At 64.4% G+C, this 25,802-nt stretch carries 26 protein-coding genes; 19 read left to right on the forward strand and 7 right to left on the reverse strand.

Going from position 1 to position 25,802, the window contains the following annotated elements; all coding sequences use genetic code 11:
- The first annotated feature begins 118 nt into the window (after positions 1–118).
- Together Q0105_RS03080 and Q0105_RS03085 are read left to right on the forward strand one after the other, a co-directional pair.
- Positions 119–661: a tyrosine-type recombinase/integrase gene (locus Q0105_RS03080; protein ID WP_298208635.1), complete on the forward strand. Its 543-nt coding sequence runs from the start codon at positions 119–121 to the stop codon at positions 659–661.
- A 409-nt stretch (positions 662–1,070) separates the two neighbouring features.
- Positions 1,071–1,652 carry a recombinase family protein gene (locus tag Q0105_RS03085; RefSeq protein WP_298208637.1) on the forward strand — a complete coding sequence of 194 codons (582 nt, stop codon included), beginning with the start codon at positions 1,071–1,073 and terminating at the stop codon, positions 1,650–1,652.
- A gap of 393 nt (positions 1,653–2,045) precedes the next feature.
- On the opposite strand, the gene Q0105_RS03090 is transcribed toward Q0105_RS03085, so the two are convergent.
- Entirely contained in the window at positions 2,046–3,263 is a 1,218-nt protein-coding gene (locus Q0105_RS03090) for a hypothetical protein (protein ID WP_298208639.1), read from the reverse strand.
- 1,298 nt (positions 3,264–4,561) lie between these two features.
- Between Q0105_RS03090 and Q0105_RS03095 the strand changes: the two genes are divergently transcribed.
- The 6 genes from Q0105_RS03095 to Q0105_RS03120 all read left to right on the forward strand — a co-directional run bounded on the left by Q0105_RS03095 (position 4,562) and on the right by Q0105_RS03120 (position 8,636).
- The gene (locus tag Q0105_RS03095) at positions 4,562–5,191 is read left to right on the forward strand and encodes a twin-arginine translocation signal domain-containing protein (protein WP_298208641.1); all 630 of its coding nucleotides are present in this window, start codon (positions 4,562–4,564) and stop codon (positions 5,189–5,191) included.
- Between the two features lie 29 nt (positions 5,192–5,220).
- Positions 5,221–6,789 carry a GMC family oxidoreductase gene (locus Q0105_RS03100; protein WP_298208643.1) on the forward strand — a complete coding sequence of 523 codons (1,569 nt, stop codon included), beginning with the start codon at positions 5,221–5,223 and terminating at the stop codon, positions 6,787–6,789.
- Between the two features lie 30 nt (positions 6,790–6,819).
- Positions 6,820–7,152: a ribbon-helix-helix domain-containing protein gene (locus tag Q0105_RS03105; protein WP_298208645.1), complete on the forward strand. Its 333-nt coding sequence runs from the start codon at positions 6,820–6,822 to the stop codon at positions 7,150–7,152.
- Between the two features lie 30 nt (positions 7,153–7,182).
- A complete protein-coding gene (gene gloA / locus Q0105_RS03110) occupies positions 7,183–7,725 on the forward strand; it encodes a lactoylglutathione lyase (protein WP_298208648.1) in 543 nt (180 codons plus the stop codon).
- Positions 7,726–7,918: 193 nt separating this feature from the next.
- Positions 7,919–8,107 carry a hypothetical protein gene (locus Q0105_RS03115; protein WP_298208650.1) on the forward strand — a complete coding sequence of 63 codons (189 nt, stop codon included), beginning with the start codon at positions 7,919–7,921 and terminating at the stop codon, positions 8,105–8,107.
- A gap of 148 nt (positions 8,108–8,255) precedes the next feature.
- Positions 8,256–8,636, forward strand: coding sequence for a hypothetical protein (locus tag Q0105_RS03120; RefSeq protein WP_298208652.1), 381 nt, complete (start codon positions 8,256–8,258; stop codon positions 8,634–8,636).
- A gap of 36 nt (positions 8,637–8,672) precedes the next feature.
- Here Q0105_RS03120 and Q0105_RS03125 read toward each other — a convergent pair whose 3' ends face one another.
- From Q0105_RS03125 to Q0105_RS03140, 4 genes are all read right to left on the reverse strand, one after another.
- A complete protein-coding gene (locus tag Q0105_RS03125; RefSeq protein ID WP_298208654.1) occupies positions 8,673–9,341 on the reverse strand; it encodes a hypothetical protein in 669 nt (222 codons plus the stop codon).
- Positions 9,342–9,490: 149 nt separating this feature from the next.
- Complete coding sequence (locus tag Q0105_RS03130; RefSeq protein ID WP_298208656.1) at positions 9,491–10,507, reverse strand: MlaD family protein; 1,017 nt, start codon at positions 10,505–10,507, stop codon at positions 9,491–9,493.
- 56 nt (positions 10,508–10,563) lie between these two features.
- On the reverse strand, positions 10,564–11,364 hold the full coding sequence (locus Q0105_RS03135; RefSeq protein WP_298208658.1) for an ABC transporter permease: 801 nt from the start codon (positions 11,362–11,364) through the stop codon (positions 10,564–10,566).
- Between the two features lie 145 nt (positions 11,365–11,509).
- A complete protein-coding gene (locus tag Q0105_RS03140; protein WP_298208660.1) occupies positions 11,510–11,977 on the reverse strand; it encodes a Cd(II)/Pb(II)-responsive transcriptional regulator in 468 nt (155 codons plus the stop codon).
- A gap of 73 nt (positions 11,978–12,050) precedes the next feature.
- On the opposite strand from Q0105_RS03140, the gene Q0105_RS03145 reads away from it, so the two are divergent.
- The 11 genes from Q0105_RS03145 (at position 12,051) to Q0105_RS03195 (ending at position 21,134) form a co-directional block, all read left to right on the forward strand.
- On the forward strand, positions 12,051–12,713 hold the full coding sequence (locus tag Q0105_RS03145; protein ID WP_298208662.1) for a cation transporter: 663 nt from the start codon (positions 12,051–12,053) through the stop codon (positions 12,711–12,713).
- Positions 12,714–12,888: 175 nt separating this feature from the next.
- Positions 12,889–13,524, forward strand: coding sequence for a YitT family protein (locus tag Q0105_RS03150; RefSeq protein ID WP_298208664.1), 636 nt, complete (start codon positions 12,889–12,891; stop codon positions 13,522–13,524).
- A gap of 58 nt (positions 13,525–13,582) precedes the next feature.
- Complete coding sequence (locus Q0105_RS03155) at positions 13,583–13,966, forward strand: hypothetical protein (RefSeq protein ID WP_298208666.1); 384 nt, start codon at positions 13,583–13,585, stop codon at positions 13,964–13,966.
- A 104-nt stretch (positions 13,967–14,070) separates the two neighbouring features.
- Entirely contained in the window at positions 14,071–14,463 is a 393-nt protein-coding gene (locus tag Q0105_RS03160; RefSeq protein WP_298208669.1) for a hypothetical protein, read from the forward strand.
- Positions 14,460–15,896 carry a TolC family protein gene (locus tag Q0105_RS03165; protein ID WP_298208671.1) on the forward strand — a complete coding sequence of 479 codons (1,437 nt, stop codon included), beginning with the start codon at positions 14,460–14,462 and terminating at the stop codon, positions 15,894–15,896. Before Q0105_RS03160 ends, Q0105_RS03165 begins: the two co-directional genes overlap by 4 nt.
- A gap of 1 nt (position 15,897) precedes the next feature.
- Positions 15,898–17,283, forward strand: coding sequence for a copper oxidase (locus Q0105_RS03170; protein ID WP_298208674.1), 1,386 nt, complete (start codon positions 15,898–15,900; stop codon positions 17,281–17,283).
- A 13-nt stretch (positions 17,284–17,296) separates the two neighbouring features.
- Positions 17,297–17,794 (forward strand): cupredoxin family protein, encoded by a 498-nt coding sequence (locus Q0105_RS03175; protein ID WP_298208676.1) that lies wholly within the window; start codon positions 17,297–17,299, stop codon positions 17,792–17,794.
- Between the two features lies 1 nt (position 17,795).
- Complete coding sequence (locus Q0105_RS03180; RefSeq protein ID WP_298208678.1) at positions 17,796–18,323, forward strand: DUF411 domain-containing protein; 528 nt, start codon at positions 17,796–17,798, stop codon at positions 18,321–18,323.
- A complete protein-coding gene (locus Q0105_RS03185; RefSeq protein ID WP_298208680.1) occupies positions 18,320–18,682 on the forward strand; it encodes a copper-binding protein in 363 nt (120 codons plus the stop codon). Before Q0105_RS03180 ends, Q0105_RS03185 begins: the two co-directional genes overlap by 4 nt.
- Positions 18,683–18,728: 46 nt before the next feature.
- Positions 18,729–19,733, forward strand: coding sequence for a P1 family peptidase (locus Q0105_RS03190; RefSeq protein WP_298208683.1), 1,005 nt, complete (start codon positions 18,729–18,731; stop codon positions 19,731–19,733).
- Between the two features lie 45 nt (positions 19,734–19,778).
- Positions 19,779–21,134 carry a TAXI family TRAP transporter solute-binding subunit gene (locus Q0105_RS03195; protein ID WP_298208685.1) on the forward strand — a complete coding sequence of 452 codons (1,356 nt, stop codon included), beginning with the start codon at positions 19,779–19,781 and terminating at the stop codon, positions 21,132–21,134.
- A gap of 33 nt (positions 21,135–21,167) precedes the next feature.
- Here the strand turns inward: Q0105_RS03195 and Q0105_RS03200 are convergent, their stop codons facing one another.
- Positions 21,168–23,774, reverse strand: coding sequence for a DUF1631 family protein (locus Q0105_RS03200; RefSeq protein ID WP_298208687.1), 2,607 nt, complete (start codon positions 23,772–23,774; stop codon positions 21,168–21,170).
- Between the two features lie 59 nt (positions 23,775–23,833).
- Positions 23,834–25,495: an energy-dependent translational throttle protein EttA gene (ettA, locus tag Q0105_RS03205; RefSeq protein WP_298208689.1), complete on the reverse strand. Its 1,662-nt coding sequence runs from the start codon at positions 25,493–25,495 to the stop codon at positions 23,834–23,836.
- Positions 25,496–25,802 lie beyond the last annotated feature (307 nt).

Genomic DNA, 25,802 nt, shown 5'->3' on the forward strand with positions numbered 1-25,802 from the left:
TACTTGGACAGCTATACACCAAAATAATTCAATTTACTTCTGAGACACCACACTATGGACGAAGCATGCAATCCCCACCGACAAGAAAGCGGGCAAAGAAGCGGCCTACTGGATACCGTTGATCGCCTGCTACACCGGGGCACGCTTGACCGAAATTGCACAGCTCTGGACGGATGACATAGCGACCAAGCCGGGCATGGAAGCCTTTGAATTCAGGGCTGACGCGCAACGCGGCCAACAGCTTAAAAACACGGGCTCCTGGCGGGCAGTGCCTATGCATCCTGAGCTGGTCCGGCTGGGCTTCTGCGACTACGTAAAAGCTCTCCCGAAGGGATCGCTGTTCCCGCATTTGCCCAAGGAAGGAAAGAACGGCGCGGGTGGGCAGTTCGGCAAGTGGTTCGGCACCTTCAAGAGCGCAAAGGGCTTCACATCTCCGGCTAAGTCGTTCCACTCCTTCAGGCACCTTGTCGCCACAGAGCTACGGCTGGCGGGCGCCACCGATGCACAGGCAGATGCCATCACGGGACATGCTGGTAACGGCGTGGGTAGGCAGGTCTATGCGGCAACCATTAGGCGCAAGGCAGAGCAGCTTCGGCAGGTAATTGAACTGCTGGAATTTCCGACGAAGCAGATTCCTCCCTCCATTCATCGTAAGCAGTAAGCGCAGGCCCTCACGCCCGACACGCAAATTCAAAATTGGACTGCATATCCGGGGGTGCCAGTTCCAACACGAAAAGTAGCAAGTCCCCCGTAGGGGGGGGGCTGCCGCAAACGTGTGATGCTTTCAGGCCGCGTGCCAACGTTCTGCCTACGCCTATCAGCCTTGCCCGTTGACCTGTGCGCGGCATCGCCTGCGCTATGGCTTGCATCGCAACTGCTTGGCTACTTTGCATTGTTGCCATATTCCATGCGCTGGGCTTGTCCTGTGGGCTAGCAGTGCACTCACAGACTCTTAGAGTGTTCAAAACCGACCGTTTACGGACATGCACTCACGCCATGTCCAAAATATAGGTTGACATGCTTTCGGACATGTCGCATGATTCGTACACCTATTTCGTACAGGATGCCATATGAGCCGAGTTTTTGCGTACTGCCGCGTTAGCACCACAGACCAAACCACAGAGAACCAAGTCCTTGAGATCAGTGCCGCAGGCTTTGCGATCAACGGGCGCCGGATCGTTGAGGAGACTATTTCCGGCTCGGTACCCGCAGAGCAGCGCCCAGGCTTTCAGCGCCTTATGGACAAGCTGGAACCAGGGGATGTATTGGTGGTCACTAAGCTAGATCGTCTGGGGCGCAATGCCATGGACGTTCGCGCCACAGTTGAAAAGCTTGCACATGTCGGCGTGCGGGTTCACTGCCTTGCGCTGGGTGGAGTTGATCTGACGAGCCCCGCAGGAAAAATGACCATGGGCGTCATCGCCGCAGTAGCCGAATTTGAAAGGGATTTACTGATCGAGAGAACTCAGGCCGGATTGGCCCTCGCCAAGGCGTCAGGAAAGGCCATAGGGCGGCCTCAAAGCCTCGACAAGGGGCAGGCGGGCATAGTGCGCCAGAGACTCTCAGAAGGCCATTCTGTAGCTTCTGTGGCCCGTGAGTTCGGCACCAGCCGCCAGACCATCATGCGGGTTCGGGATAGCGTTGCGGCCTAGATGAGACACCCGAGTCGGGCAGGCTGCGCTTCCTGTCAATACATAGAATAACAAGCTGCCCTCTCGCTCGTTTTTCTAATGAATCATACGGACACCGTATGCGACTGTAGCCCTGTCACTGTACACCTCCGCTCTTGAGCTGAAGCTGACACACTAGGAACTGGCCCCACCTGAAAAGACTACAGTCGTAAGCAGAGTCTGGAGTAATCCAGCACACCGTGAAATCTATACATTGACGACCTCATATCAAAGCTATGTGATACATAGTTGATATAGGAAGATGCAATGGCAGATGAACCGGGTGGGACGGGGCTGCTTAGAACTACTTAAGCAATTTAATAGCGCTTACCCCATCCAATCTCCGTATCCTTCTGCAATGCATGGCAGTTATCGTTAACCCTTCATCCTGTTGATAAGCTCAGTCATCGCGCGATCACGATCTCTTGGAGTTAGGCCAATAGTGGTGTTTTGCTTTTCAGGCGCGGTTAACGGTTCTATCAGCGTCCCAACTGCGTTTTTCATGGCAGCTCCGGCTGATCCATATTGAGGAACAAGAAGCGTCCCTTTCTCACCCGCACTTTTGAATACCTCTGTTAGTAGTCGATCATGGCGTACCAGCGCAGCACCTGCTAGAGATTGGGCTATTTCTTTGGAGCCTTCTCCCAGCACGGTGTGGAATGCTTCGCCAAACACTTCTTTGGCACCGACTGCAGTAGCCTTTTGATCCGCTATTCCGGCATCTACCAGCAGCAGAGCCAACTCCTCTGGGTTAAGCTTTTCCCTGTTTGCATAATCTGTCAGGCGCACCACGGTTTCATTAATAGGAAGGTAGGACTCCAAACTGCTATGCACAGCAGGATAGTTCAGTCTATCAAGACACTCCGCAATTACCTTTCTCGCTGCCTCCAATCCATGTTTCTTGGCAGCGCCAGATGCTACTTGCTGAAATTCCGACAAGGCTTTTACATTGCCTTCGACCGTCCATCGTCTCTTCGATTCCGTCAAGTCAAACCAGATAACATCTTCGTCTATTTGCGATGTAGCAACGATAAGTCTGTCATAGAAGCGGCCTTCTTCTTCGATGCTCGCTTGGTTAATCAATCGCCAACTACCTGCGCCATACCGGGCGTCAAGATGGCTGCGCTCGGCCAATATACAAGACATGGAATCGGGACCATCAATGGGTACTGCGTCCCGCTGTGAACTCCCGGGTGAAAGGTTGAGGTTAATATTGGTCGCATCAACGAAAGCCAAGAGTTCAACCAAGGCCCGCTCGGCGATATTCTGCTCCCATGGTGCAAGTTTTTTATCGGGAGCTGTTGCCATGCGTAGCAGCCCAAGCCCTGCGCTCGCAAATGGCATTAGTTGATCCCGTGGCGCACGATTGCTGCTCACGAATGACACCAACCAACTAACCGCCAGCATCGTTGGATTCATACTGTCCATCATGGCTTTTGGTAGTCGGGGCGTTGAAAAATCCTCGACTGCCTTGGCGCTTGCAGCAGGATCGCCTTCAAAAAGGCCGTGCAATTTCCAAGCTTTTAGGCTGCCTTCGATCTGCGCACGTGCCAAGGATCGGCGAGAAGGGGTAAACCAATTCATCAGTCCCATGATTTAACTCCGAAGTGGATATGACTGAGCATCAGCATCTGTATCGGCTGTCGCCGTACAGTTCTCTGGTGGCCACTGGGTGGTAAACCAAGTTTGAGCGATGTCCAGGGTAGGCAGAAGCGGCGCTGAGAGACCGGTTTCAGGGTCCCTAAGCACTCCCCCGGCAATGTAGCGCCCTGCCTCGAATAAGTCCCAACCCGCCTTCTGCATGGGTATCGCTGCATGGGCTGCATGCGGGCATGGCGTCAGGCACGGGAACGATGCGGGACGAGCTTGGCAGGAGCGACCATTCGCGCGGATTTCCACCTCTTCAAAGAGCGGGCGGGCCATGGGCTGAAAGCGCGGCGACGGCGCTGCGGGGATGACGATCCCTTGGTGCTGTCGCCATTTCGCTAGCGATGCCACCCGGCAGGGGCAAGATTGCTCAGGGCAAACCAGTGTGAGCAGTGTCTTGCGCTCCATCCTCACGCCGCAATAGCTGTAGCCCAGCCGAATGGCTCCCCCTGCGCCAATGCGCCCCAGAACCTCCAGCCGGTCACCATTGACGTACAAGACGGCGACTGTCCGCTTTTGCCCCTGCCTGCTGGCCTCCAGTTCATCGCGTACCTCGTTTTCCAGATGCTCAATCATCTTGCGCTGCCTTTCGATTCGCCAAAAAAAGATCGCACCGCGTACCCAGCCAAAGCCGGGACGGAGGGTGCGATGAAAGAGCCTCTAGGTTCGCAAGTTCATCTGCGCCGGTCAACGGGGAACGTATGCGCAAAACGACGAAGGGGCTTGCGCAGTCAACAGGAGCCTGGTAGCGCTACGGTAAGCCGCGCACAAGGCAATTCGGCACTCATCTGCTACGATCCGGCCATCTCAACTCGTGAACTTCACCGTGTAACTTTGCACTGCGAGTCCGAGGTTTCTCCTCTGGAGATTGGTGGATTCGGGGCTGTCCCGCCCTCTCCGCCAGTAAGCAAACAAACAAGCGCCTCTCGGGGCGCTTGTTTGTTTTTGACGCCGTCGTTTCTACCCTTGGCCGTGCACATCGCCGCACCGGCTTTCAGGGTTGCCAAGGGCGCAAAGCGGCTCTGCGCAAACGCGCGCACCCGTCACATGCACGACTCTTTGCTGTAAACGCAAACTCCTTCGGCCGTTGCCGCATCTCCGGCCAGCCATTGCCCTGGCCTTCCTCAGGGATTACCCCGTAAACAGCGGGCTACCACCTGCGCAGGGGGTACAGGGGAAATACTTTCATCGCAGCGCGCCCCGTGCTGGCAAGCGCCCCACAACGATGAAAAAGGAGACACCCCATGCGAGTGATCAGCATAGCCCCCACACCGCCGCGTACGTCCGCGTGCAACGATGAACATGGCGAAATCGTCGACACCCCACGGCTTGCGCTGCCGCTGGTGCGCCGCGATTTCCTCAAGGGCTCGGGCATTTTGATGGGCACCATTGCGGCGGGCTCGGCCCTGGCTGCGCTGGCGCCATCGTCAGCCTGGGCGGTGGAGTTAAAGACGCTCAGCCAGTCCCACGGCAAGGCCTTGATGGCCATGGGCCGTGTGCTGTTTCCGCACAAAAAACTGCCCGACGCCGTGTATGCACTGCTGGCCAAGGACCTCGATGCCAAGGCGTCGGCCGACCCCGCCACACGGGACTTACTGCGCGAGGGCATTGCCCAGCTCGACAAGGCGGGCTTTGCCAAGGGCAACACCGCTGGGCGGCTGGCCATCGTCAAGGCGATGGAAGGCAGCCCGTTCTTCAACGCAGTGCGCGGGCAGTGCGTGACCTCGATCTACGACAACGACATGGCCTTCAAGGTGTTCGGCTATCCGGGCGCGTCATGGGACAAAGGGGGCTACATCACCCGGGGCTTTCAGGATTTGAAGTGGCTGCAAGAGCCCCCGAAGGAAGCCAGCCCACCCGCCTACATGGGTTGAACACAACGACAAAACAAAGGAGACACCCCATGAAGAAATTTGCACACAACGACGACAGCGTCGTCGTCATCATCGGCTCGGGCGCGGGCGGCGGCACGCTGGCCAACGAGTTGGCACAAAAAGGCATCAAGGTTGTGGTGCTGGAGGCTGGCGCAGCGCAAACCCCGGCCACGTTCATCAACGACGAGTGGAAGTCGTTCAACCAGTTGGCTTGGCTGGACCAGCGCACCACCTCGGGCAGTTGGCGGGTGGCCAAGGATTTCCCCAACCTGCCCGCGTGGATCTGCAAGACCGTGGGCGGCACCACGACCCACTGGGCAGGCGCATCGCTGCGGATTCAGGCCCACGAGTTCAAAGCCCGCACCCACTATGGCGAGCTGGCGGGCGCCAATCTGATGGACTGGCCGCTCACGCTGCAGGAGCTGGAGCCCTTTTATGCGCGGGCCGAGGACAAGATGGGCGTGACACGCACCAACGGCATCCCCGGCCTGCCGGGCAACAACAACTTCAAGGTGATGTACGCGGGCGCCACCAAGCTGGGCTACAAGGATGTGCACACGGGCAACATGGCCATCAACAGCCAGCCGCGCGACGGCCGGGGCCGGTGCCTGCAGATCGGCTTTTGCTTCCAGGGCTGCAAGAGCGGTGCGAAATGGTCCACCTTGTATACCGAACTGCCCAAGGCAGAGCAGACCGGCAACATGGAGCTGCGGCCCCAAAGCCATGTCACGCGCATCGAGCACGACGCTGCGGGCAAGGCCAGCGCCGTCATCTACTTCGACCAGGACGGCAAGGAGCAGCGCCAGAAGGCCCGCCTGGTCTGCGTGGCGGGCAACTCCATCGAAACCCCGCGCCTGCTGCTGCTGTCGGCCTCCAGCTTGTTCCCCAACGGCTTGGCCAACAGCTCGGGCCAGGTGGGGCGCAACTACATGCGCCACATGACGGGCTCGGTCTACGGCATGTTCGACAAGCCCGTGCACATGTACCGGGGCACCACCATGGCGGGCATCGTGCGCGACGAGGCGCGGCACGACACCAAGCGCGGTTTTGTGGGCGGCTATGAGATGGAGACCGTGGCGCTGGGTATCCCTTTCATGGCGGCCTTCATGAACCCCGGCGGCTGGGGCGCCGACTTTGCCAGCTACATGGACAACTACACCCACCTGGCCGGCATGTGGCTGGTGGGCGAAGACATGCCCCGCGAGAGCAACCGCGTCACGCTGCACGCCACGCTGAAAGACCGATGGGGCAGCGCCATACCGAACGTGCACTTCGACGACCATGACAACGACATTGCCATGCGCAAACATGCCTTCACGCAGGGGGAGAATGTCTATCTGGCCGCAGGCGCGCTCAAGGCCTTTCGCACGCCGCCGTACCCGTCCACGCACAACCTGGGCACCTGCCGCATGGGGGCGTCGGCGCAAAGCAGCGTGTGCAATGCCTACGGCCAGACGCATGACGTGCCCAATCTGTTCATCTCCGACGGCAGCCAGTTCACCACGGGCGGGGCCGAAAACCCCACCCTGACCATCGTGACGCTGGCGATCCGGCAGGCCGAGTACATCGCCAAGCAGATGAACGAGCGCGCACTCTGACAGCTATGGCTCATTTCGTGGAGGTTTGATATGTGTGAGTTCTTCATCAAGGCCGATCCCATCCAGTACGAGCAGCGCACGCGCACCGTGCGCATCCACGGCGTGCTCACCAGCATCCGCCTGGAGAACATGGTCTGGGACGTGCTGGCCGAAATCGCCGAAGAAGAAGGCAGCACCACCAATGCGCTCATCTCCAAGTTCCACGACGAGATCCTGGCGACACGGGGCGAGGTGCCCAACTTCGCCTCGTTCCTGCGCATCACCTGCCTGCGTTACCTGCGCCGACTGAGCCTGCCGGTGCCCCTGTCGGTGCTCCACCCGCCCGCTGCGGCTGCAGCGCGTGCCACGGCGCAAGTTCGTTGACGTTTTCCTTTCACCCCTTTTGATCCATTCATGCAATTCACCACCGAAAAATACCCCGGCATCTGCGAACAACCGCCCTCGCAAACCAAGGGCTTCGTGTTCAACCACACCATGGTTCGCGTCAAGGACCCGGCCGCTTCGCTTGATTTTTACAGCCGCGTGATGGGCATGCGCCTGCTGCGCAAGCTCGACTTTGCGGAGATGAAATTCTCCCTGTACTTCCTGCAGCGGGCCGTGGAGGGCGAGCCCGCCCCTGAAGACGAAGGCGAGCGCACCGCATGGACCTTTGCGCAGCGCGGGCTGCTGGAGCTCACGCACAACTGGGGCACCGAGGCCGATGCCGACTTCAAGTACCACGACGGCAACGCCCAGCCCCAGGGCTTTGGCCACCTGTGTTTCTCGGTGCCCGACCTGGACGCCGCCATCGCCTGGTTCGACGAGAACCAGGTGCCCTACGTCAAGCGCCCGGACCAGGGCAAGATGAAGAACGTGGCCTTCATCAAGGACCCGGACGGCTACTGGATCGAGATCCTGGAGCCCGCGCGGCTGCAGGCGTTGGGCCGCGCAGCATGAGGGCGGCGGGGCGCTGGCCCCGCGCAAATCGCAACCAACGGTAACAGCACCCAGGAGAGCCACGGTATCGCCGTTGTCTGACAGACGGAACCGTGGCACTTTGCTGAAATCTCACCCTGGCAGCCATTGCGGCAGCCCGGGAGGTCATTGCGGCCCCCGCCCCTATTGCCTCTTGATGACGAAGGAGCTCATCATGAAACGCCATTCCTTGCCGCCGGGAGCGCGTGCGTTGGCGGCGTTCATCGCCACCGTGGTGCTGGCGGTTTTGGCTGCGGTGGCCCTTCTGATGCCGGACGTGGCGGTGCAGGCTGTGGATTCGATGCTGTTGCTGCCCACCACCGGGTTGAACGAGATTCTGTCCGCCCTCGCTGCCGACCGGTGAGCATTCCGGCGGCTTTGGGCGCCATGCCACACGGTGTTTCGGCGTTTGGTGCAAAAAAGCCCTTCAGTAGCAAAAACCATAGCATCGGAGTACCATTCTGCGCTGCACACCAGGGGTTTCTGGTGGCATTCAAGAATGGAGGACGATCGTGACCCCACGTTTTCGAATCTCTGCCAAAGACATTTCCCACTCTCTGTTGAGCCCCCGGCCCTGGGCGGCGATGGCGCTTTTGGCCGCGCTGCTGGGTTGTTCCAGCCCCCGCGACGGGGCGCTGGAAGAGTTTTCGCGATGGCATGACAGTGCGCGCGCGCAGGCGCAAGCCGGTGCGCTCAGTTGGAGCGAGCTTTACAGGCAGAGTTTTGACCGCCTGACCGCGTTGCCGCCGTCGCTTCAACAAGACACGCGCCTGGAGAACACCGTGCTTTTGCTGTCCACGGCACGCAAGTTTGAATCCAACGAAATCAGCGCCCAGCAGTTCGCGCTGGAGCGCGACGGCATCGAGACACAGCTGCAGGCGCGCTTGCGCTAAAACCGCCTGCTCTGCAGGCCGCCCCTTGCGCGGTGCCTATTTCAGCGCACCGCCCTGCTCCACGATGGCCACGCGGCGGCGCAATGCGGCGGCCGCTTCGGCGTCTCCGGCTGCCTCTGCCCGCTGAACCTGCAGCCCCAGCCAGGCCAACAAGGGCCTGCGCCAGCCCTGGGCCGATGCGGTGTCGGTGGCTGCGGTGATGGCTGCCGGGCTTGCTCGCCCCCCCTGAAAAAGCACACCAGCAGCCACCAGGCGCGAGAGCGGGTCTTCAATGCCCGCCAAGGCGGCGGCATCGCCTGACGCGGCCACTTTGCGCTGCGCCTCGGGCAGCAGCGGCACCCGCTCTGGCGACAAGCGGCCCGCCAGGTAATTGGCATAGGCCCGCTCGGGCTCGGCGGCGTCCGGGCGCAGCGCCTCGAAGCGCTCGCAAGGCCCCGCCACGAGGCTGGCCACCTGTGCGGCGCAGCGCATCAGCTCCAGCCGCGCCAGCAGGTCGGGGCGGCCTGTGCGGGCCACCTCGGCACGGGCACGCTCCCATTCGAGTTGCTCCACACGCGTGTTGCCAGACAGGTAGGCATCCAGGGCCTTTTGCGCAGACCCCTGGGCGTTCATCTGCCAGTCGGGCACGGGGGGCTGGCTGGAGCAGGCGGCCAGCAGCAGGGCGCTGCAAACAGCGGCAAACCGCATCCTGGTACGGATTTGCATCCGATCCATCAGATCCGTTCGGGCTGAGCTTGGCCTGTCCTGAGCCTGTCGGAGGGTCGAAGCCCCGCGCCGCGCTTCGACAAGCTCAGCGTGAACGGGTGGGTGTTTTTGAACGCTGTACGGCGCCAGGCTTGGATGGGCAGGTCGCTTCATGGCAGTTTCAGCTCCGTGTCGCGTGCAAAGGGCCACTTGCGGTTGATCTCGTTGACCAGGCTCTCGACCTTGCGCAGGTTGCTTTCCACTTCGGCGCGCAGCGCGCCCAGGTCGGTGGTGGCCTCGCGGGCGTTGGCGCCAACGGCCTGGGCCTCCACCAGCACGGCATCCACCTTCTTGAGGCTGCTGCGGGTGTCGGCCAGCAGGCCATTGAGTTGGGCGACGGTGGCCCGCACCTCGGGCACCAGCGCGTCCTTGCCGCCCTCGCCGCCAAACACCTGCTTGTCGGCGCGTGCGGCCATGCCGTCCAGGCGCGCCAGCAGCGCATTGGTGCGCTCCAGCGCCGAGAGGATTTTTTTCGCGTCGGCCTCGTTGCCCATCAGAACGCCCAGGGCACCGCCAGGGCCGTTGATGCGCTCGGTCAAGGCCTTGACGTTGGCCAGGCTGCTGCCCAGCGCGGCCTCGGGTGCGGTCAGGGCGTTGAGGTTGGTGAGCAGCTCGCGCGCGGTGGCCATGAGCTGGGGAATCTCGGCAGTGGCGTCGCCACGCAGCACGGGTCGCACGGCGCCGTCGGGCAGCGGGTCGTCCGTCAGGATGCCGGTGTAGGCCCGGATGTTGGTGCCGCCCACCAGCCCCCGCACCAGGGTGAAAACGCTCGATACGCGCAGCCAGTGCGCATCTTTGCGCGGCACATCGACCAGGATGCGGGCATTGCCGCTGTCGGCCAGCTCGATGCGGCGCACCCGGCCGATGGGAAAGCCCGAAAACGTCATGTCCATGCCCACCGACACGCCCTCAGAGTCATCGGCCGTGAGGACCAGGGTCTGCGTGGGCTCGAAAGCGCCCCGCGCATACAGCAGGTACAACCCCGAGCCCACGATGAGCGCCAGCGTGAACAGCAGCAGCGCCGCCGCCTTGAGTTCCAGATGGGCCACGGGGCACAGGGTTTCGACCGGTGCGACGTCAGGCGGCACGGGCGTACCGGGCGATGGCTTGTGGGGGGTGTCGTTCATGGGCTTTCAGTGGTGGGGGGTTCCGCTGTGGCGGTCGGCCTTCATCGTCATCGTCATCAGTAGTAGTTGCCCATGAGCGATGCCATCTCGATCAGCAGCAACACAGCAAACATGCGGGCCAGGCCGCCCAGCTCCGAGTCGGGCTGGGCGCGCTCGCCCGTGTCGTACAAGCCAGCGGCCATGGGGATCAGCGCCACGGCCAGGCTGAAAAACAGCGTCTTGAGCACAAACACCATGGTGACGCTGGGCGCGAACACGTGGCCGAACATGCGGGTGTAGCTGGGCAACCCCGCCAGGTTGAAACCATACACGCCCAGGTACGCCAGCACCAGCGCCACCACGCAGCTCAGCGCGGCCAGCGTGACGCAGGCAAACACCCCGGCGATCACACGGGGTAGCAACTCGATGCGCACGGGGTCGGAGCCCTGGTTGCGCAGCGCATCGAACCGGCCCGCCTGCCGCAGGCGCGCCAGTTGCGCGCCGTTGGGGATGGTGCAGCGCATGGCCACAAACAGGGCCGCCGTGAGCGGGATGAGTTCGAGCACCAGCACGCGGATCACCATCTCCAGCGCATAACTCGACAGGCCGTAGCTCAGCGCCGTGACCACCACGATGCGCGTGAGCACCAGGCTGATGAGCGCGGCCAGCACCGTAAAACCCAGCAGCACCGGCGCCGTGTCCAGGTACAGATGGCGCGCCAGCGCCTTGCGCGTGCCTTTGCCGTAGCTCGACGGCGACAGCACCAGCACCAGCACCACGGCCCCCAGGTAGAGGATGCGCCACCAGGCCACCGCCCAGCGCCGCGCGGTGTTCCACACACGGTCGGGCAGGGTCAGGCCGGGCAAGCGCGAGATCATGGCCGGATCATAGCGGGGGCATGCCGCCAGGCACGCCCAAGCCCGCACTCGCTGGTATTTGAACGTTTTTTGGCCCTAGCGCTTTATTCACAAGCGCCACCAGCTATCAAAAAGTGAGCAATCTTTGCCATAGGGAAACATGCCCTCACACATGGCGCTTGCCCGGCCCCGCAGCGGCGGGCGTGGTCATCATCTGCTGCGCGTCGGCACGCTCGTGCAGGGCTTCGATGATGTGACAGGTCGGGTCTGAGCCATCGCAGCGGTTGCGCAGCGCGAGCAGGTCGGCCTCCAGCGCCTGCAGCTCAGCCAGGCGGGTGCGCACATGCTGCAGGTGCGCATCCAGGGTGACGCAGGCGGCATCGCAGTCTTCCTTGCGGCTCCAGTCCAGGGCCAGCAGGGTGCGCACCTCGTCGAGCGACATGTCCATGGCGCGGCACAGCCGGATAAAGCGCAGCTGGTGCACGTCGGCGCTGCTGTACAGGCGGTAGCTGTTGTCCTCACGCGCACCGGGCAGCAGCAGCCCTTCTTTTTCGTAATAGCGGATGTTGGCGGCCGACACCCCGGACTGCTGGGCGGCCTCGCCGATGCGGAACTGCGCGGCTTGGTGATCCATGGGCTTGACCTTCAAGTGACTTCAGGGTTTTCAATCATGCCATCGCTTTCAAAAACTGTCTGGAGAACCCCTTATGTCCGCCCATTGCCACCATGACCACGGCGCTTCCTGCCAAAGCCCCGGCGCCGCCATCGGCGCAGACCCGCGCTACCGGCGCATTTTGTGGATCGCGCTCATCGTCAACGCCGCCATGTTTCTGGTGGAGCTGGGCGCGGGCATGCAATCGGGCTCGGCCTCGCTGCTGGCCGACGCCATCGACTTTCTGGGCGATGCAGCCAACTACGGCCTGTCGCTGTGGGTGCTGGCCATGGCCCTCACCTGGCGCGCACGCGCCGCCCTGGTCAAAGGGGCGAGCATGCTGGCGTTTGGCGTGTTCGTGATCGGGCGTGTGGCCTGGGGTGCGTGGCAGGGCGTCCCGCCCGAGCCCTACACCATGGGCGGCGTGGGCCTGCTCGCGCTGGCCGCCAACCTGGGGGTGGCCGCCTTGCTTTATGCCTACCGGGAGGGCGACTCCAACATGCGCGGCGTGTGGCTGTGCACCCGCAACGATGCTCTGGGCAACATCGCGGTGATGGGCGCGGCCCTGGGCGTGCTGGGCACCGGCACCGTGTGGCCCGACCTGGCCGTGGCCGCCATCATGGCGGGCCTGGCCATCAGCGGCGGCTGGAGCGTGATCCGCCATGCGCGGCAGGAGTTGGCCAGCATTTCTCAAGCAAAAATAGCACCTAGCGCTTGATACATAAGCGCTACAAGCTATCAAATCAGGAGTAAATTATCCGCTTACGCCACCGCCAACATTGATGCGGGTCAAGCCAGATGTGGAGTCTGCATGGTCCAATGCAGCGCTTGTGTGCACTGGCGGCCCCTTCGGTGCCAGACACGCGCCGCAGCCTCTTTGTCCGTCTTTTCCCATGTCCAGCACCCCAGCCACAGCCCCTGCCACCATGACCGCCTCCGTGCCCCATAGCCTGCTGGAAGACGGCGTGGCCATCTTCACCGGGGTGCTGCTGATTTCGGTGGGCGTGGCGTTTTTCACCAGCGCGGGGCTGCTCACCGGGGGCACGGCGGGCCTGGCCTTTTTGCTGCACTACGCCACGGGCATCGGCTTTGGCAAAATTTTCTTCGTGCTCAACCTGCCGTTCTACTGGCTGGCCCTGCGCAAGCTGGGGCGGGCGTTCACCGTCAAGACCTTCATCGCCGTGCTGCTGCTGTCGGTGCTGACCGAGCTGCAGTCGCAGTTTCTGCAGTTCGCGCAGTTGCAGCCGCTGTACGCGGCCATTGCAGGCGGGTTGATCACGGGCACGGGTTTTCTGGTGCTGTTCCGCCACCGCTGCAGCCTGGGCGGCGTGGGCATTGCCGCGCTGTACCTGCAAGACCGCTACGGCTGGCGCGCAGGCAAGGTGCAGATGGCGCTGGACTGCTGCATCGTGCTGCTGGCACTGTGGACGGTGGAGCCCCTGCGCGTGGCCTGGTCCATCGCAGGCGCCGTGGCATTGAACCTGGTGCTGGCCATGAACCACCGGCCGGGCCGCTACATGGCGGTGTAATCACCACCCCGCAAAAAAACTGCGGGAACTTCGCACAAGGCCCCCGTATCATTCGGTCATGCGTCGCGGCTTGTATATTTTGATGATGGTGGTGCTGGTCCTTCGAGGACTCACCGGCACCGCCATGGCCGCTGGCGTGCTGCCGCCGCTCGCGCCTGTGGATGCGCCGCACGCGCAGCATCAGGAGCAAGAGCAGTCGCACCACCACGACGAGGCCGCCACCTTGGCCGCCTGCGATGCATCCACAGCGGGCTGCGCCGCCCACGAACACGAGCACCACACCGCCGCCTGCTCGGCCTGCGAAATCTGCCACTCGGCCATGCTGGACGCGCCCGCCGCGCCCACACTCGGCCGCCTCTCCCCTGGGCCCCAGCAGCCCCTGGCCACCGCGCCGTTTGACAGTGCCCCCGTGGCGCTGGCCATCAAACCACCCATCGCCTGACCTCTGACGCCCGAAGTGCGTCTGCCATGGCCTGAAATATCCCTGCCACAGGGTGTTTCAGGCGGCAGCGCCGTGTTTTGTCCGTTCGTTGTCTGGAGATCGCCATGCGCGCCCCCACCCCTTTTGTCTTTCCACCACCGCCCTTGCTGCTATTGCGGCAAGCCGCCTGCCTTGCCCTGCTCGCGCCCGCACTGTGGCCCCTGGCCGCGCTGGCCCAAGGCCCTGTGGTCGATGCCGCCCAGCCCACCGCGCCCACAGCCCCCTTGGTTTACCAGCCGCTGGCCACAGCCCCCACCGCAACAATGCCCGAGCCCGAGCCCGAGGGCTGGCGCGAAGCCAATGACGCCGTAGCCGCCTTCCCGCGCGGTCATGCCGACATCCTGGCCTGGGAGGCCCGGCAAGGCGCAGCACCCGCAGCGCCTGCCGCCACCACGCACCAGGGCCACCACGGCATGCGCCAGCACCACCACTCCATGGGATCTGGGGGCAAACCATGAGCGCGCATCACACCTTGGCCCGGCGCCTGTCCCTGCTGGCAGCCGCTGGCGTGCTCGCGGGTTGCTCCAGCGTCTCGCCCGACGGCCTGCGCGGCGACGTGGCCGCGCTCACCCAGGGCCGCACCGGCGGTGTCGATGCCGCCCTGCCCGCCACCGACCCGGCGGCCCGCGCGGCCGCGCAGCAGTCCGTCAACAACTGGCTGGCCCAGCCCCTCACGCAAGACGCCGCCGTGCGCATCGCACTGCTCAACAACCCCGGCCTGCAGGCCCGCCTGGCCGCGCTGGGCGTGGCCGATGCCGAGCGTGTGCAGGCCACCACCCTGCCCAACCCGCACCTCACCCTGGGGCGTTTTGCCAACAGCCACGAGCGGGAGATCGAGCGCACTCTGGGCTTTGGCCTGCTCGACCTCGTCACCCTGCCCTGGCGCACGGCGCGGCAGGGCGAGCGGGTGCAGATCGCCACGCTGCAGGCCGCGCAGGATGTGGTGCAACTGGCCGCCGACACACGCCGCGCCTGGCTGCGCGCCGCCGCCGCAGAACAGATCGCCGCCACCCACGAGCGCATGGTCGAAGCCGCCGAAGCCGGGGCCGAGCTGGCCCGCCGCATGGTGCGCGTGGGCAACTGGAGCCGCCTGCAGCAGGCGCGCGAGCAGGCCGTGCTGCAAGAGGCCACCCGCCAGCGTGCCCGCGCCCGCCTGGCCGCTGCCACCGAGCGCGAGCAGCTCAGCCGCAGCATGGGCCTATGGGGCGTGCAGGCGCAGTACACGCTGGCCGCCCCACTGCCCCCGCTACCCGCCACCGCCTTGCCATCGGACGGCATCGAAGCCACCGCGCTGCGCGAGCGGCTCGACGTGCAGGCCGCCCGCCGCCAGCTCGACACCCTGGCCGTCCGCCAGGGCTGGAGCCGCGCAGGCGCCGTGTTTGGCGACATCGGCCTGGCATACAGCCGCAACACCACCGCCGAACGCGAAAGCGGCCACCGCGACATCACGCGCGGCTGGGAGCTGGAGCTGCCTTTGCCCCTGTTCGACTGGGGCGGCGCCGCACGCACCCGCGCCCAGGCCGAGGTAGAGCAAAGCGCCGCGCAGTTGCAGGACACTGCCGTGCGCGCCCGCAGCGAGGTGCGCGCCGCCTGGCTCACCTACCGCACCGCGCTCGACCTGGCGCGCCAGCAGCACAGCGAAGTCGTGCCCCTGCGCCAGTTCATCAGCGACGAAACCACCCTGCGCTACAGCGGCATGCTGGCCAGCGTGTGGGAGATGCTGGCCGAAGCACGCAACAGCACCCAAGCCGTGGCCAGCGCCATCGAGGCCCAGCGCGACTTCTGGCTGGCCGAGACCGACCTGCAGCTCGCGCTCACCGGCACCTCGCCGGGCGCGCTGCAGGGCCTCGCATCTGGCGCCGCAGCCACCAACACACCCCAAGGCCACTGACATGAACCGCCGTAACTTCTTCTCCGGCGCAGCGGCCACTGCCGTGGCAGCCGCCTCCGTCAGCCGCGTGGCCCTGGCCGCACTGCCCGAGCCCGCCATGCAAAACAGCGCCGACACCGCGCCGCCCCTGCACCCGCCCACGGGCCGCCCCTACAACCCCGTGGTCACCCTGAACGGCTGGACCACCCCCTGGCGCATGAACACAGGCGTCAAGGAATTCCACCTGGTGGCCGAGCCCGTGGTGCGCGAGGTGGCGCCCGGCTTCATGGTCAACATGTGGGGCTACAACGGCCAAAGCCCCGGCCCCACCATCGAGGTGGTCGAGGGCGACCGCGTGCGCATCTTCGTGACCAACCGCCTGCCCGAGCACACCACCATCCACTGGCACGGCCAGCGCCTGCCCAGCGGCATGGATGGCGTGGGCGGCCTCACCCAGCCCGCCATCCAGCCGGGCAAGACCTTTGTGTACGAGTTCGTGGCGCGCCGCCCCGGCACCTTCATGTACCACCCGCATGCCGACGAGATGGTGCAGATGGCCATGGGCATGATGGGCCTGTGGATCACCCACCCCAAGGGCAGCCACCCGCACATCGCCAAGGTGCAGCGCGACTACGCCTTTTTGCTCAACGCCTTCGACGTGGAGCCCGGCAGCATGACCCCCAAGGTCAACACCATGCTGGACCACAACATCTGGTGCTGGAACAGCCGCGTCTTCCCCGCCATCAGCCCGCTGGTGGCACGCCAGGGCGAGCGTGTGCGTATCCGCGTGGGCAACCTCACCATGACCAACCACCCCATCCACATCCACGGACACGAGTTCGAGGTGACCGGGACCGACGGCGGCCCCGTGCCCCACAGCGCGCGCTGGCCCGAGGTGACCACCGACGTGGCCGTGGGCCAGATGCGGCAGGTCGACTTCATCGCCGACGCGCCCGGCGACTGGGCCCTGCATTGCCACAAGAGCCACCACACCATGGGCGCCATGGGGCACGACGTGCCCACCATGATCGGTGTGGACCACCGAGGGCTCGTCGGCAAGATCCAGAAGATCGTGCCCGACTACATGGTGATGGGCGAGCGCGGCATGGCCGACATGGGCGCCATGGAGATGCCGCTGCCCGACAACACCTTCCCCATGATGGCGGGCACCGGCCCCTTCGGCCCGCTGGAGATGGGCGGCATGTTCACCACGTTCAAGGTGCGGGCCGACCTGGCAGCGGGCGACTACCGCGACCCCGGCGACTTCAAGCACCCGCCGGGCACCCTGGCCTACGAATGGCAGGGCGCCCCCGCCCATACCCCACGCCCCACACGCGCCGACACCCCAGGCACCGCGCCGGGGGCGGCCTCCGCACGCAAACCCGCCACCGGCGGCCACCAACATTGACACTCAGCACACCATGAAAACTATCAAATTCATAGCTGCTAGCGCTTTATGGATAAGCGCTAGCACCTCTTTTGGCCATGAAGGCGCCACACACACCGCATCCAGCGCGCCCGTGGTCAAGGAGCAAAAAACCTGGGGCATCGCGGGCGATGCCAAGGCGGTGGGGCGCACCATCACCATCCGTATGACGGACAACATGCGCTTTACCCCCAGCCACATCGAGGTGCGCGAGGGCGAAACGGTGCGTCTGCGCGCCGAGAACAAGGGCCAGGTGCTGCACGAGATCGTGCTCGGCACCCAGGCAGACCTGGACGCACACGCCGCCATGATGGCCAAGCACCCCGGCATGGAACACGACGAGCCCCACATGGCCCACGTGGGCGCGGGCAAGAAGGGCGACATCGTCTGGACCTTCAACCGCCCAGGCCAGTTCGACTTTGCCTGCCTCATCGCAGGCCACTACCAGGCGGGCATGACCGGCACGATCACTGTGTTACCCCGCAAACATTGAGATGAAAAAGAAAGGCACTTCCATGATGGACACGACGATGACCGCAACAAGCACCCGCCGCGCCTGGCTGGCTGCCACCCTGCCGCTGCTGGCCGCCGCAGGCACCCTGCCCTTTGCCGCCCAGGCCGCAACCCCCACGCCGGTCGAGGTGTGGAAAGACCCGAGCTGCGGCTGCTGCCAGGACTGGGTAGACCACATGCAAGCCAACGGCTTTGCTGTGAAAGTGCACGAAACCGGCAACAACGCCGTGCGGGCCCGCCTAGGCTTGCCGCAAAAGCTGGGCTCGTGCCACACCGCACTGGTGGGCGGCTATGTGGTCGAAGGCCATGTGCCCGCCAGCGACGTGCGCACCCTGCTGCAGCAAAAGCCCAAGGCCCTGGGCCTGGCCGTGCCCGGCATGCCCATCGGCTCGCCCGGCATGGACGGCCCCGCCTACGGCGGCCGCCGCGACCCCTACGACGTGTTGCTGGTCGCACACGACGGCAGCACCCGCGTCTTCAAAAGCCACAACATCAAGACCGCGTCATGAAACACATCCGCCTCACCCCCAACATGCCCGCAGCCGCTGCGCTTGCACTCCTGATGCTGGCCGGGGCCTCAGCCCCCGCACTGGCCCAAGCCGCCGCACCACAAGCCACTGCCGGGGCCGAAAGCGCCGCCACCGACGCCTTGAGCGAAGGCGAGATCACCCGCTGGGACGCTCGCACCCTGCGCGTCACGCTGCGCCATGGCGAGCTCAAGAACCTGGACATGCCGCCCATGACCATGGTGTTCCGCGTCAAAAGCGCGGACGTGATGAACGGCCTGCAGCCCGGTGACAAGGTGCGCTTTCGTGCCGAGCAGGTGAATGGCGCCTTCCACGCAACGCACATCGAGAAAGCCCCCTGACGCCTCGCAAGCGCCTCTCGGCGCCAGGGCTCCATAATCGACGGCCATGAGTCTTCACGCACGGGCCGGCGACGCTGGCAGCATCACCCGCGTGGCCGGTATCGAGGTCGGCCACTTCACCGACACCCGCCGCCCCACGGGCTGCACCGTCGTCATCACCCGCGAGGGTGCCGTGGCCGGTGTGGACGTGCGCGGCGCCGCCCCAGGCACGCGCGAGACGGATTTGCTGCACCCCTCCAACCTGGTGGACAAGGTGCACGCCATCATGCTCGCTGGTGGCAGCGCCTGGGGGCTGGACGCCGCCACCGGCGCCGTGCGCTGGCTCGAAGAGCGCGGCGTGGGCTTTGACGTGGCCGTGGGCCGCCTGCCCATCGTGCCCGCCGCCGTGTTGTTCGACCTGCTGGTGGGCGACATGCGCATCCGCCCCGACGCCGCCGCGGGCTACGCCGCCTGCAACGCCGCATCTACCGCCGACCCGGCCGAAGGCAACGTGGGCGCGGGCACCGGCGCCGCCCTGGGCAAGATTTTTGGCATCGTGCGCGCGATGAAGGGCGGTATCGGCACGGCGTCCGTCACGGTCGATGGTGTCACGGTGGGCGCGCTCATCGCCTGCAACGCCCTGGGCGACGTGATCGACCCCGACACCGCCCAGGTGATCGCGGGCGCCCGCACCGACGACGGCCTCGCACTGCGCGACACCCGCCGCGCCCTGCTGCGCGGCGACCCACCCCAGCCCCTGCTGGCGGGCACCAACACCACCATCGGCGTGGTTGCCACCGATGCCACAATCACCAAGGTGCAGGCCCACCGCCTGGCCGTGGCCGCACACGACGGCCTGGCCCGCAGCATCAACCCGGTGCACACCATGTCGGACGGCGACACCCTCTTCAGCCTGGGCACCGGCCGCGCAGGCAAAAGCCTGGGCATGATGGTGCTGGCCACCATGGCGGCCGAGGCTACCGCCATTGCCACGGCGCGGGCCGCGCGCATGGCACGGGCCATCACCACGGCAGAGGGCTTGTATCTGCCCTCCATCGCCGAACTGGGCTGACAGCCATTCGCGTTCAACAGACAAAAACCGCACACATCCACACCCATGTCCCAGGCTCTTCGCAACACCTTGCTCACTTTGCGCGATCTGATCGTGTCCGCCGGTCCATTCGCCTTTCTGGGGGTGGGGCTGCTGGTGCTGGCGTACTGGTGGCTCAACCCCAACCCGCCCAAAACCGTGACTCTGGCCACGGGGCCCGCGCAAAGCGCTTACGAGGAGTTTGGCAAGCGCTACCAGGCAGCCCTGGCGGTGGACGGAATCGAGGTGGTGTTACTGCCCAGCGATGGCTCATCGCACAACCTGCAACTGCTGCGCGAGGGCAAGGCGGACGTGGCCTTTGTGCAGGGTGGCACGGCCGAGCTGCTGCCGGACGACCCTGACGAGCTGGTGTCGCTGGGCAATCTGTTCGTGGAGCCGATCTGGCTGTTCTACCGCGCCGAAACGGCCGAGCGCATGTACAAAATGCCCCGGCTCGATGGCATGCGGCAGTTGCGCGGCCTTCATGTGAACGTGGGGTCGCAGGGCAGCGGCGTGCCCACGTTGGTGGAGCGCCTGCTGGAAGCCAACAAGGTGGAGCCGGGCACGGTCAAGATGTCGCGCCTGGAGCAGACCCCGGCCACCGTGGACTTCCTGGCGGGCAAGCTGGATGCGCTGGTGTTTGCATCCGCACCCGAATCCCTCATGGTGCAGATGTTGCTGCAAACGCCGGATGTTCAGTTGCTGAACTTTCCCCAGCACGAGGCCTATGCGCGGCGCTTCCCGTTTCTGACACCGGTGACGCTGCCACGCGGCGTGGTGGACCTGGCCACCAACGTGCCCGCGCGGGACGTGCGGATGGTGGCGTCCACCACCTCGCTGCTGGCGCGCGAGAGCACGCACCCCGCCCTGCTGACGCTGTTTGCGCAGAACGCGCAAAAGCTGCACGGCGGCGCAGGCTGGTTCAACCGCGCGCGCGAGTTCCCCAACGCGCGCAACAGCGAGCTGCCCATCGCCAAGGAGGCCGACCGCGCCATGAACGAGTCCGTGCCCATACTGCAGCGCTACCTGCCGTTCTGGATAGCCAACCTGATCGAGCGCATGTGGCTGGTGCTGGGCATCTTGCTGGCGATCATGCTGCCGCTGTCGCGCGTCGTGCCGCCGCTCTACCAGTTCCGCGTGCGCTCGCGCGTGTTCCGCTGGTACGGCCGCCTGCGCGAGGTGGAAAACGACCTGGAGGCCGGCAAGACCGACACCACAGATCTGCTCAAGGCACTGGCCTCGCTGGAGGCGCAGGTGGAAAAGGTGAGTGTGCCGCTGTCGTACGCCGATGAGCTGTATGCCCTGCGCAACCACATCCACCTGGTGCGCAAGAAGGTGCTGCGGACCTCGGAAAGTGGCTCGGGAGAGCCCCTGCGGGCGTAGAAACGACTTCCGGGGCATCAAAGCCCCGATCTCTCAGCGGTTCTTGGAGGACTTGGAGCCCGAAGAGGGCGACAGCGGCGCGGACTTGGAGAGGGGTGCTGACTTCGACAAAGGCGCAGGCTTGGACAGCGATGCCATTCGGGAACTGGAGGACGATGACCGCAGACCCGACGAGCGCGTGTCGGGCGCCCTGCGCTCCGCACCATCGGTGCCAGCAGCCCTGGCTGGTTTGGCGGGCTGCGCAGGCACCACGCGCAAAGAACCCTCTTGGGCAAGCTTGTCGCGCATCCGCCGCGTCATGGACTGGGTGCTGGCGTCGGCTGCGGTAAACAGGAACAGCGTGCCGTGCGGGCTGGCCCAGGTGAGCTGCGTGCGCACCAGTCGCCCATTGGTCACCAGCTCCACCCAGGCGCCAATCACAAAGTCGGCATAGGGGTCGGGGGCTTTTTCCACCGGCGCCGCCGCACTGTCGCCTTCAGGCGCGGGGGCAGAAAGCACTGCCTGTTCGGACTCGGACACCAGCGCATCCTCAATAGCTTCGACAGCATCGGCCGTGGGCTCGGGGGTTGCGGAAGGCGTTGGCGCGGGTTTCTCGAAGGCCTCTTGGTGCAGGCCCACCAGGCGCTGCAGCAAGGCACTGGTCTGCACAGCCGGGTATTGGATGGTCTTGAGGCCCTTGCGCAGCTTGGCCAGCAGGCTGGGGATGGACTCGTTGAGCCGGTCGGGCTCTTGCCGGGTCAGGTCGGGCTGGGAGCTCCAGAGCAGCACGGGCACCAGCGCCAGGTAGCCACCAGGGTCGTCCTTGCCGTCTTCGCCCTTCATCACCTGGTCCAGCGCGATCACATCCGCCCACGGCCCTGCGGCGAAATCGAGAATATCGGCAGGCACCTGCCCCAGGTCTGGCAGCCTGCGGATGTCGGCAGCCACTTTTTCAGCCAGCAGTTCGCGCTGCTCTGCCTGCAGCCGGGCCTTGTCCTCGGCCTCCTGCTGCGTCTTGATTTTTTGCTCTTGCGTGTCCCAGGCCGATTGCAGTGCCTTGAGCACCGTATCGAAGGGGCCCGCGTCCTTGATCTCGTTGAGCGACAAATGCCCGACAGCCTCCGTCACGAGGCGCATGAAACGGCTGAATCCGGGCGCTGTTTCGGTCGTGAAGGCCAGGCTGCGCTGGGTCAACTCGTCGAGCAAGCGGCGCGCAGGATGGGCGCCATCCGTAAAAAACCGTCCGTCATGGTGCACCAGCTGCTTGAGTGCGGGCTCCAGGCTTTTGACGGCCTGCTGCACCGGAGGCAACAGGCGCACATCCTGCGAGATGTTCGCCATCATGCGACCCACCACCTCCACGGCCATGGCTGTGGACTGCGTCGCGGCATCCATGGGCATGGCGGCATACACCACGGGCGCCACACCAGGGCCCCGCCAGCCTGTTGTGACAGGCACGGTCAGCGGGCCCGGCTGGCTGGTTGCACCGCCACCGCCCCCGGCCAGGCGCCCCACCAGGCGCTCCAATTGGGCCATGTCTTCGATGGCTTCGGCTGCGGCGCCTGAAGGGTAGTAACCGCCCCCAGACAGCGACGACGGGGCTCCGCTGGCCATGCCCACACGCGGGTCCACCCAGCCGGGCTGCCCCGCCACCGGTTGCACCACCATGGGCTGCACGGGCACCGTTCCATAAACAGGCGGAGCAAACGGGTCGCCGCCCGCCAGCATCTGGCGCAGGATGCCCACCGTGAGTAGCGCTTCTTCAGCGGCATCTGCCGGCACCATGGGCACCATAGGAACTTGCGGAGACTCACCATTCCAGCCCGCGGACGACGGCCCCACGCCACGGCCATAGCCGGTGTTGCCGTAGTCGCCCATGGGCGCATTCATCGAATGGCCGTAGCCTGAATAACCCGAGCCATACCCCGTGCCTGGGCCGCCATAGCCGCCGGTCCCATAGCCCGTGCCATGGCCGCTGTTACGCCCGCCACCGGCACCCGAGGGTGTTCCCAGCACGGCGTAGCCCACGGGCTCGACACCATGCTCACGCAGGCTCTTGGCGGTTTTTTTGTATTCATCCACCAGCAGCCTGCCCAAGAGGTCCCGCATGTGCTGCATCCAGAGCTGACGGACTTCGGGCGACACGCCGGTCTCGCTCACCACCTGCTGCAGGGCCCGGATATAGCTTTCGGGCCGCAGCGGATTGCGCTCGGGCTGCACGCTGCGCAGGCCCTGCGCGGCACTGACCAGGGTGTTGAGTTCGGCCAGCACGGCGTCGGTGGCGTGCAGGGCCGATTGCTGGGCCTTGGAGAGCTCCACCTGCGCCAGCATCTCGTTGTCATCCATGAGCGAAAGCTCACCGAAGTCCATGCCGGTGTCGTCGGCCGAACTGCGCCCCTTGGCCGTGGAGGGGCCTTCGGCAAAGATCTCCAGCAGCGCCATGGGGTAGCCCTTGACCAGGGCCGCCTGGTGCTGGTTCAGAAAACGCAGGCTGTCACTGACCAGATTGCGCTGCTGAATGCTCAGCCCGCTCGACTCTTCTTCCGCCAAAGCCCCTTGCGTGACTTTGACCAATTGCCCCATCAGCGCCTCGCCCCCGCGAACGGCGTTCACAACGCAGGCGCGAAACACGGTTCTCAAACGCGATGCGGGCAGGGACATGGTGGGATGAAATCAGGGGCGAGCGGGTTTCCAGATGCAATGCTACTTGAGCTGACGCCTTATTTGAGGGCCTTGTAACGCATTCGCTTGGGTTTCGCGCCTTCTTCACCCAGGCGTTTCTTCTTGTCGGCCTCGTACTCCTGGTAATTGCCGTCAAAGAACGTCCACTGGCTGTCACCTTCGGCGGCCAGGATGTGGGTGGCGATGCGGTCAAGGAACCAGCGATCGTGGCTAATAACCAACATGGTGCCAGCAAACTCCAGCAGCGCATCTTCCAGGGCGCGCAGGGTTTCCACGTCCAGATCGTTGGACGGCTCATCGAGCATCAGCACGTTGCCGCCTGCGATCAGCGTCTTGGCCAGGTGCAAGCGACCGCGCTCACCACCCGAAAGCATGCCGACCTTCTTTTGCTGGTCGCCACCATTGAAGTTGAAACGGCCACAGTAGGCGCGGCTGGCCATCTGGAACTTGCCCACGTTCAGGATGTCCAGGCCGCCCGACACGTCTTCCCAGACTGTCTTGTCATTCGACAAGTCATCCCGGTGCTGGTCCACAAAGGCCATCTTGACGGTGGAGCCGATCACGACTTCGCCAGAATCCGGCTTTTCTTTACCAGCAATCAGTTTGAACAGCGTGGATTTACCAGCGCCGTTGGGGCCGATGATGCCGACGATGGCGCCTGCTGGGATGTTGAAGCTCAGGTTGTCGATCAGCACACGGTCGCCAAACGACTTGGTGACGTTCTTGAACTCAATGACCTGGCTGCCCAGGCGGTCGGCCACGGGGATGAAGATTTCGTTGGTTTCGTTGCGCTTTTGGTATTCGAAATCGCTCAGTTCCTCAAAGCGGGCCAGGCGGGCCTTGCTCTTGGCCTGGCGGGCCTTGGGGTTCTGGCGCGACCATTCCAACTCCTTCTTCAGGGCCTTGGCGCGGGCTTCTTCACCCTTTTGTTCGGCTTCCAGGCGGGCGCCCTTTTGCGTCAACCAGTCGGAGTAATTGCCCTTGTAGGGAATGCCGGAGCCACGGTCCAGCTCCAGAATCCACTCGGCCGCGTTGTCGAGGAAGTAGCGGTCGTGGGTGATGGCCACCACGGTGCCCGAATAGCGCTGCAGAAACTGCTCCAGCCAGTCCACCGATTCGGCGTCCAAGTGGTTGGTCGGTTCGTCAAGCAGCAGCATGTCTGGCTTGGACAGCAGCAGGCGGCACAGCGCCACGCGGCGCTTTTCACCACCAGACAGCACGCCGATGTTGGCATCCCATGGGGGCAGGCGCAGCGCGTCGGCAGCGATCTCCAATTGGTGCTCGGAGTCGGTGCCAGCGGTGGCGATGATGGCTTCCAGCTCGGCCTGCTCGGCGGCCAAGGCGTCAAAGTCGGCGTCTTCAGCACCGTAGGCGGTGTACACCTCTTCCAGGCGTGCCTTGGCGGCAAACACCTTGCCCATGGCCGCTTCCACGCTTTCGCGCACGGTTTGGTTAGGGTCGAGTTGGGGTTCTTGCGGCAGATAGCCGATGTTCAGGCCAGCCATGGGGATGGCTTCGCCTTCGATTTCCTTGTCCAGGCCCGCCATGATTTTCAGGAGGGTGGACTTGCCGGAGCCATTGGTTCCCAGCACGCCAATCTTGGCGCCAGGGAAGAAGCTCAGGGAGATGTCTTTCAAGATCTGCCGCTTGGGCGGCACGATCTTGCCGACGCGGTTCATGGAAAAAACGTATTGGGCCATTGAGTATCAAACCTGCAAAAGTGAGCAGAAATTCTGCGTGCAAACCGAGATTATCGGGCCATGCGACAATACCCACCGTAGCAGGCTCCAGTTGCCCGCTACATCAGCACAATGCTGGGGACGAAGGAAGCACCCAAACTTCCGGGCTCCCACTCTTGAACCTCATCGGCTTGAGACTGGCTCGGCGACCTCCCGGTTGCACGACAGGCCGATACCCGGCGCCCCGGACGGGCGCATCCAAAGACATGACATTTGACGAACTGAACCTGGCTCCTGCCATCCTGAAGGCCGTGCACGAAACGGGCTA

This window comes from Acidovorax sp., from assembly GCF_027492855.1.
GTDB lineage: Bacteria > Pseudomonadota > Gammaproteobacteria > Burkholderiales > Burkholderiaceae_C > Acidovorax.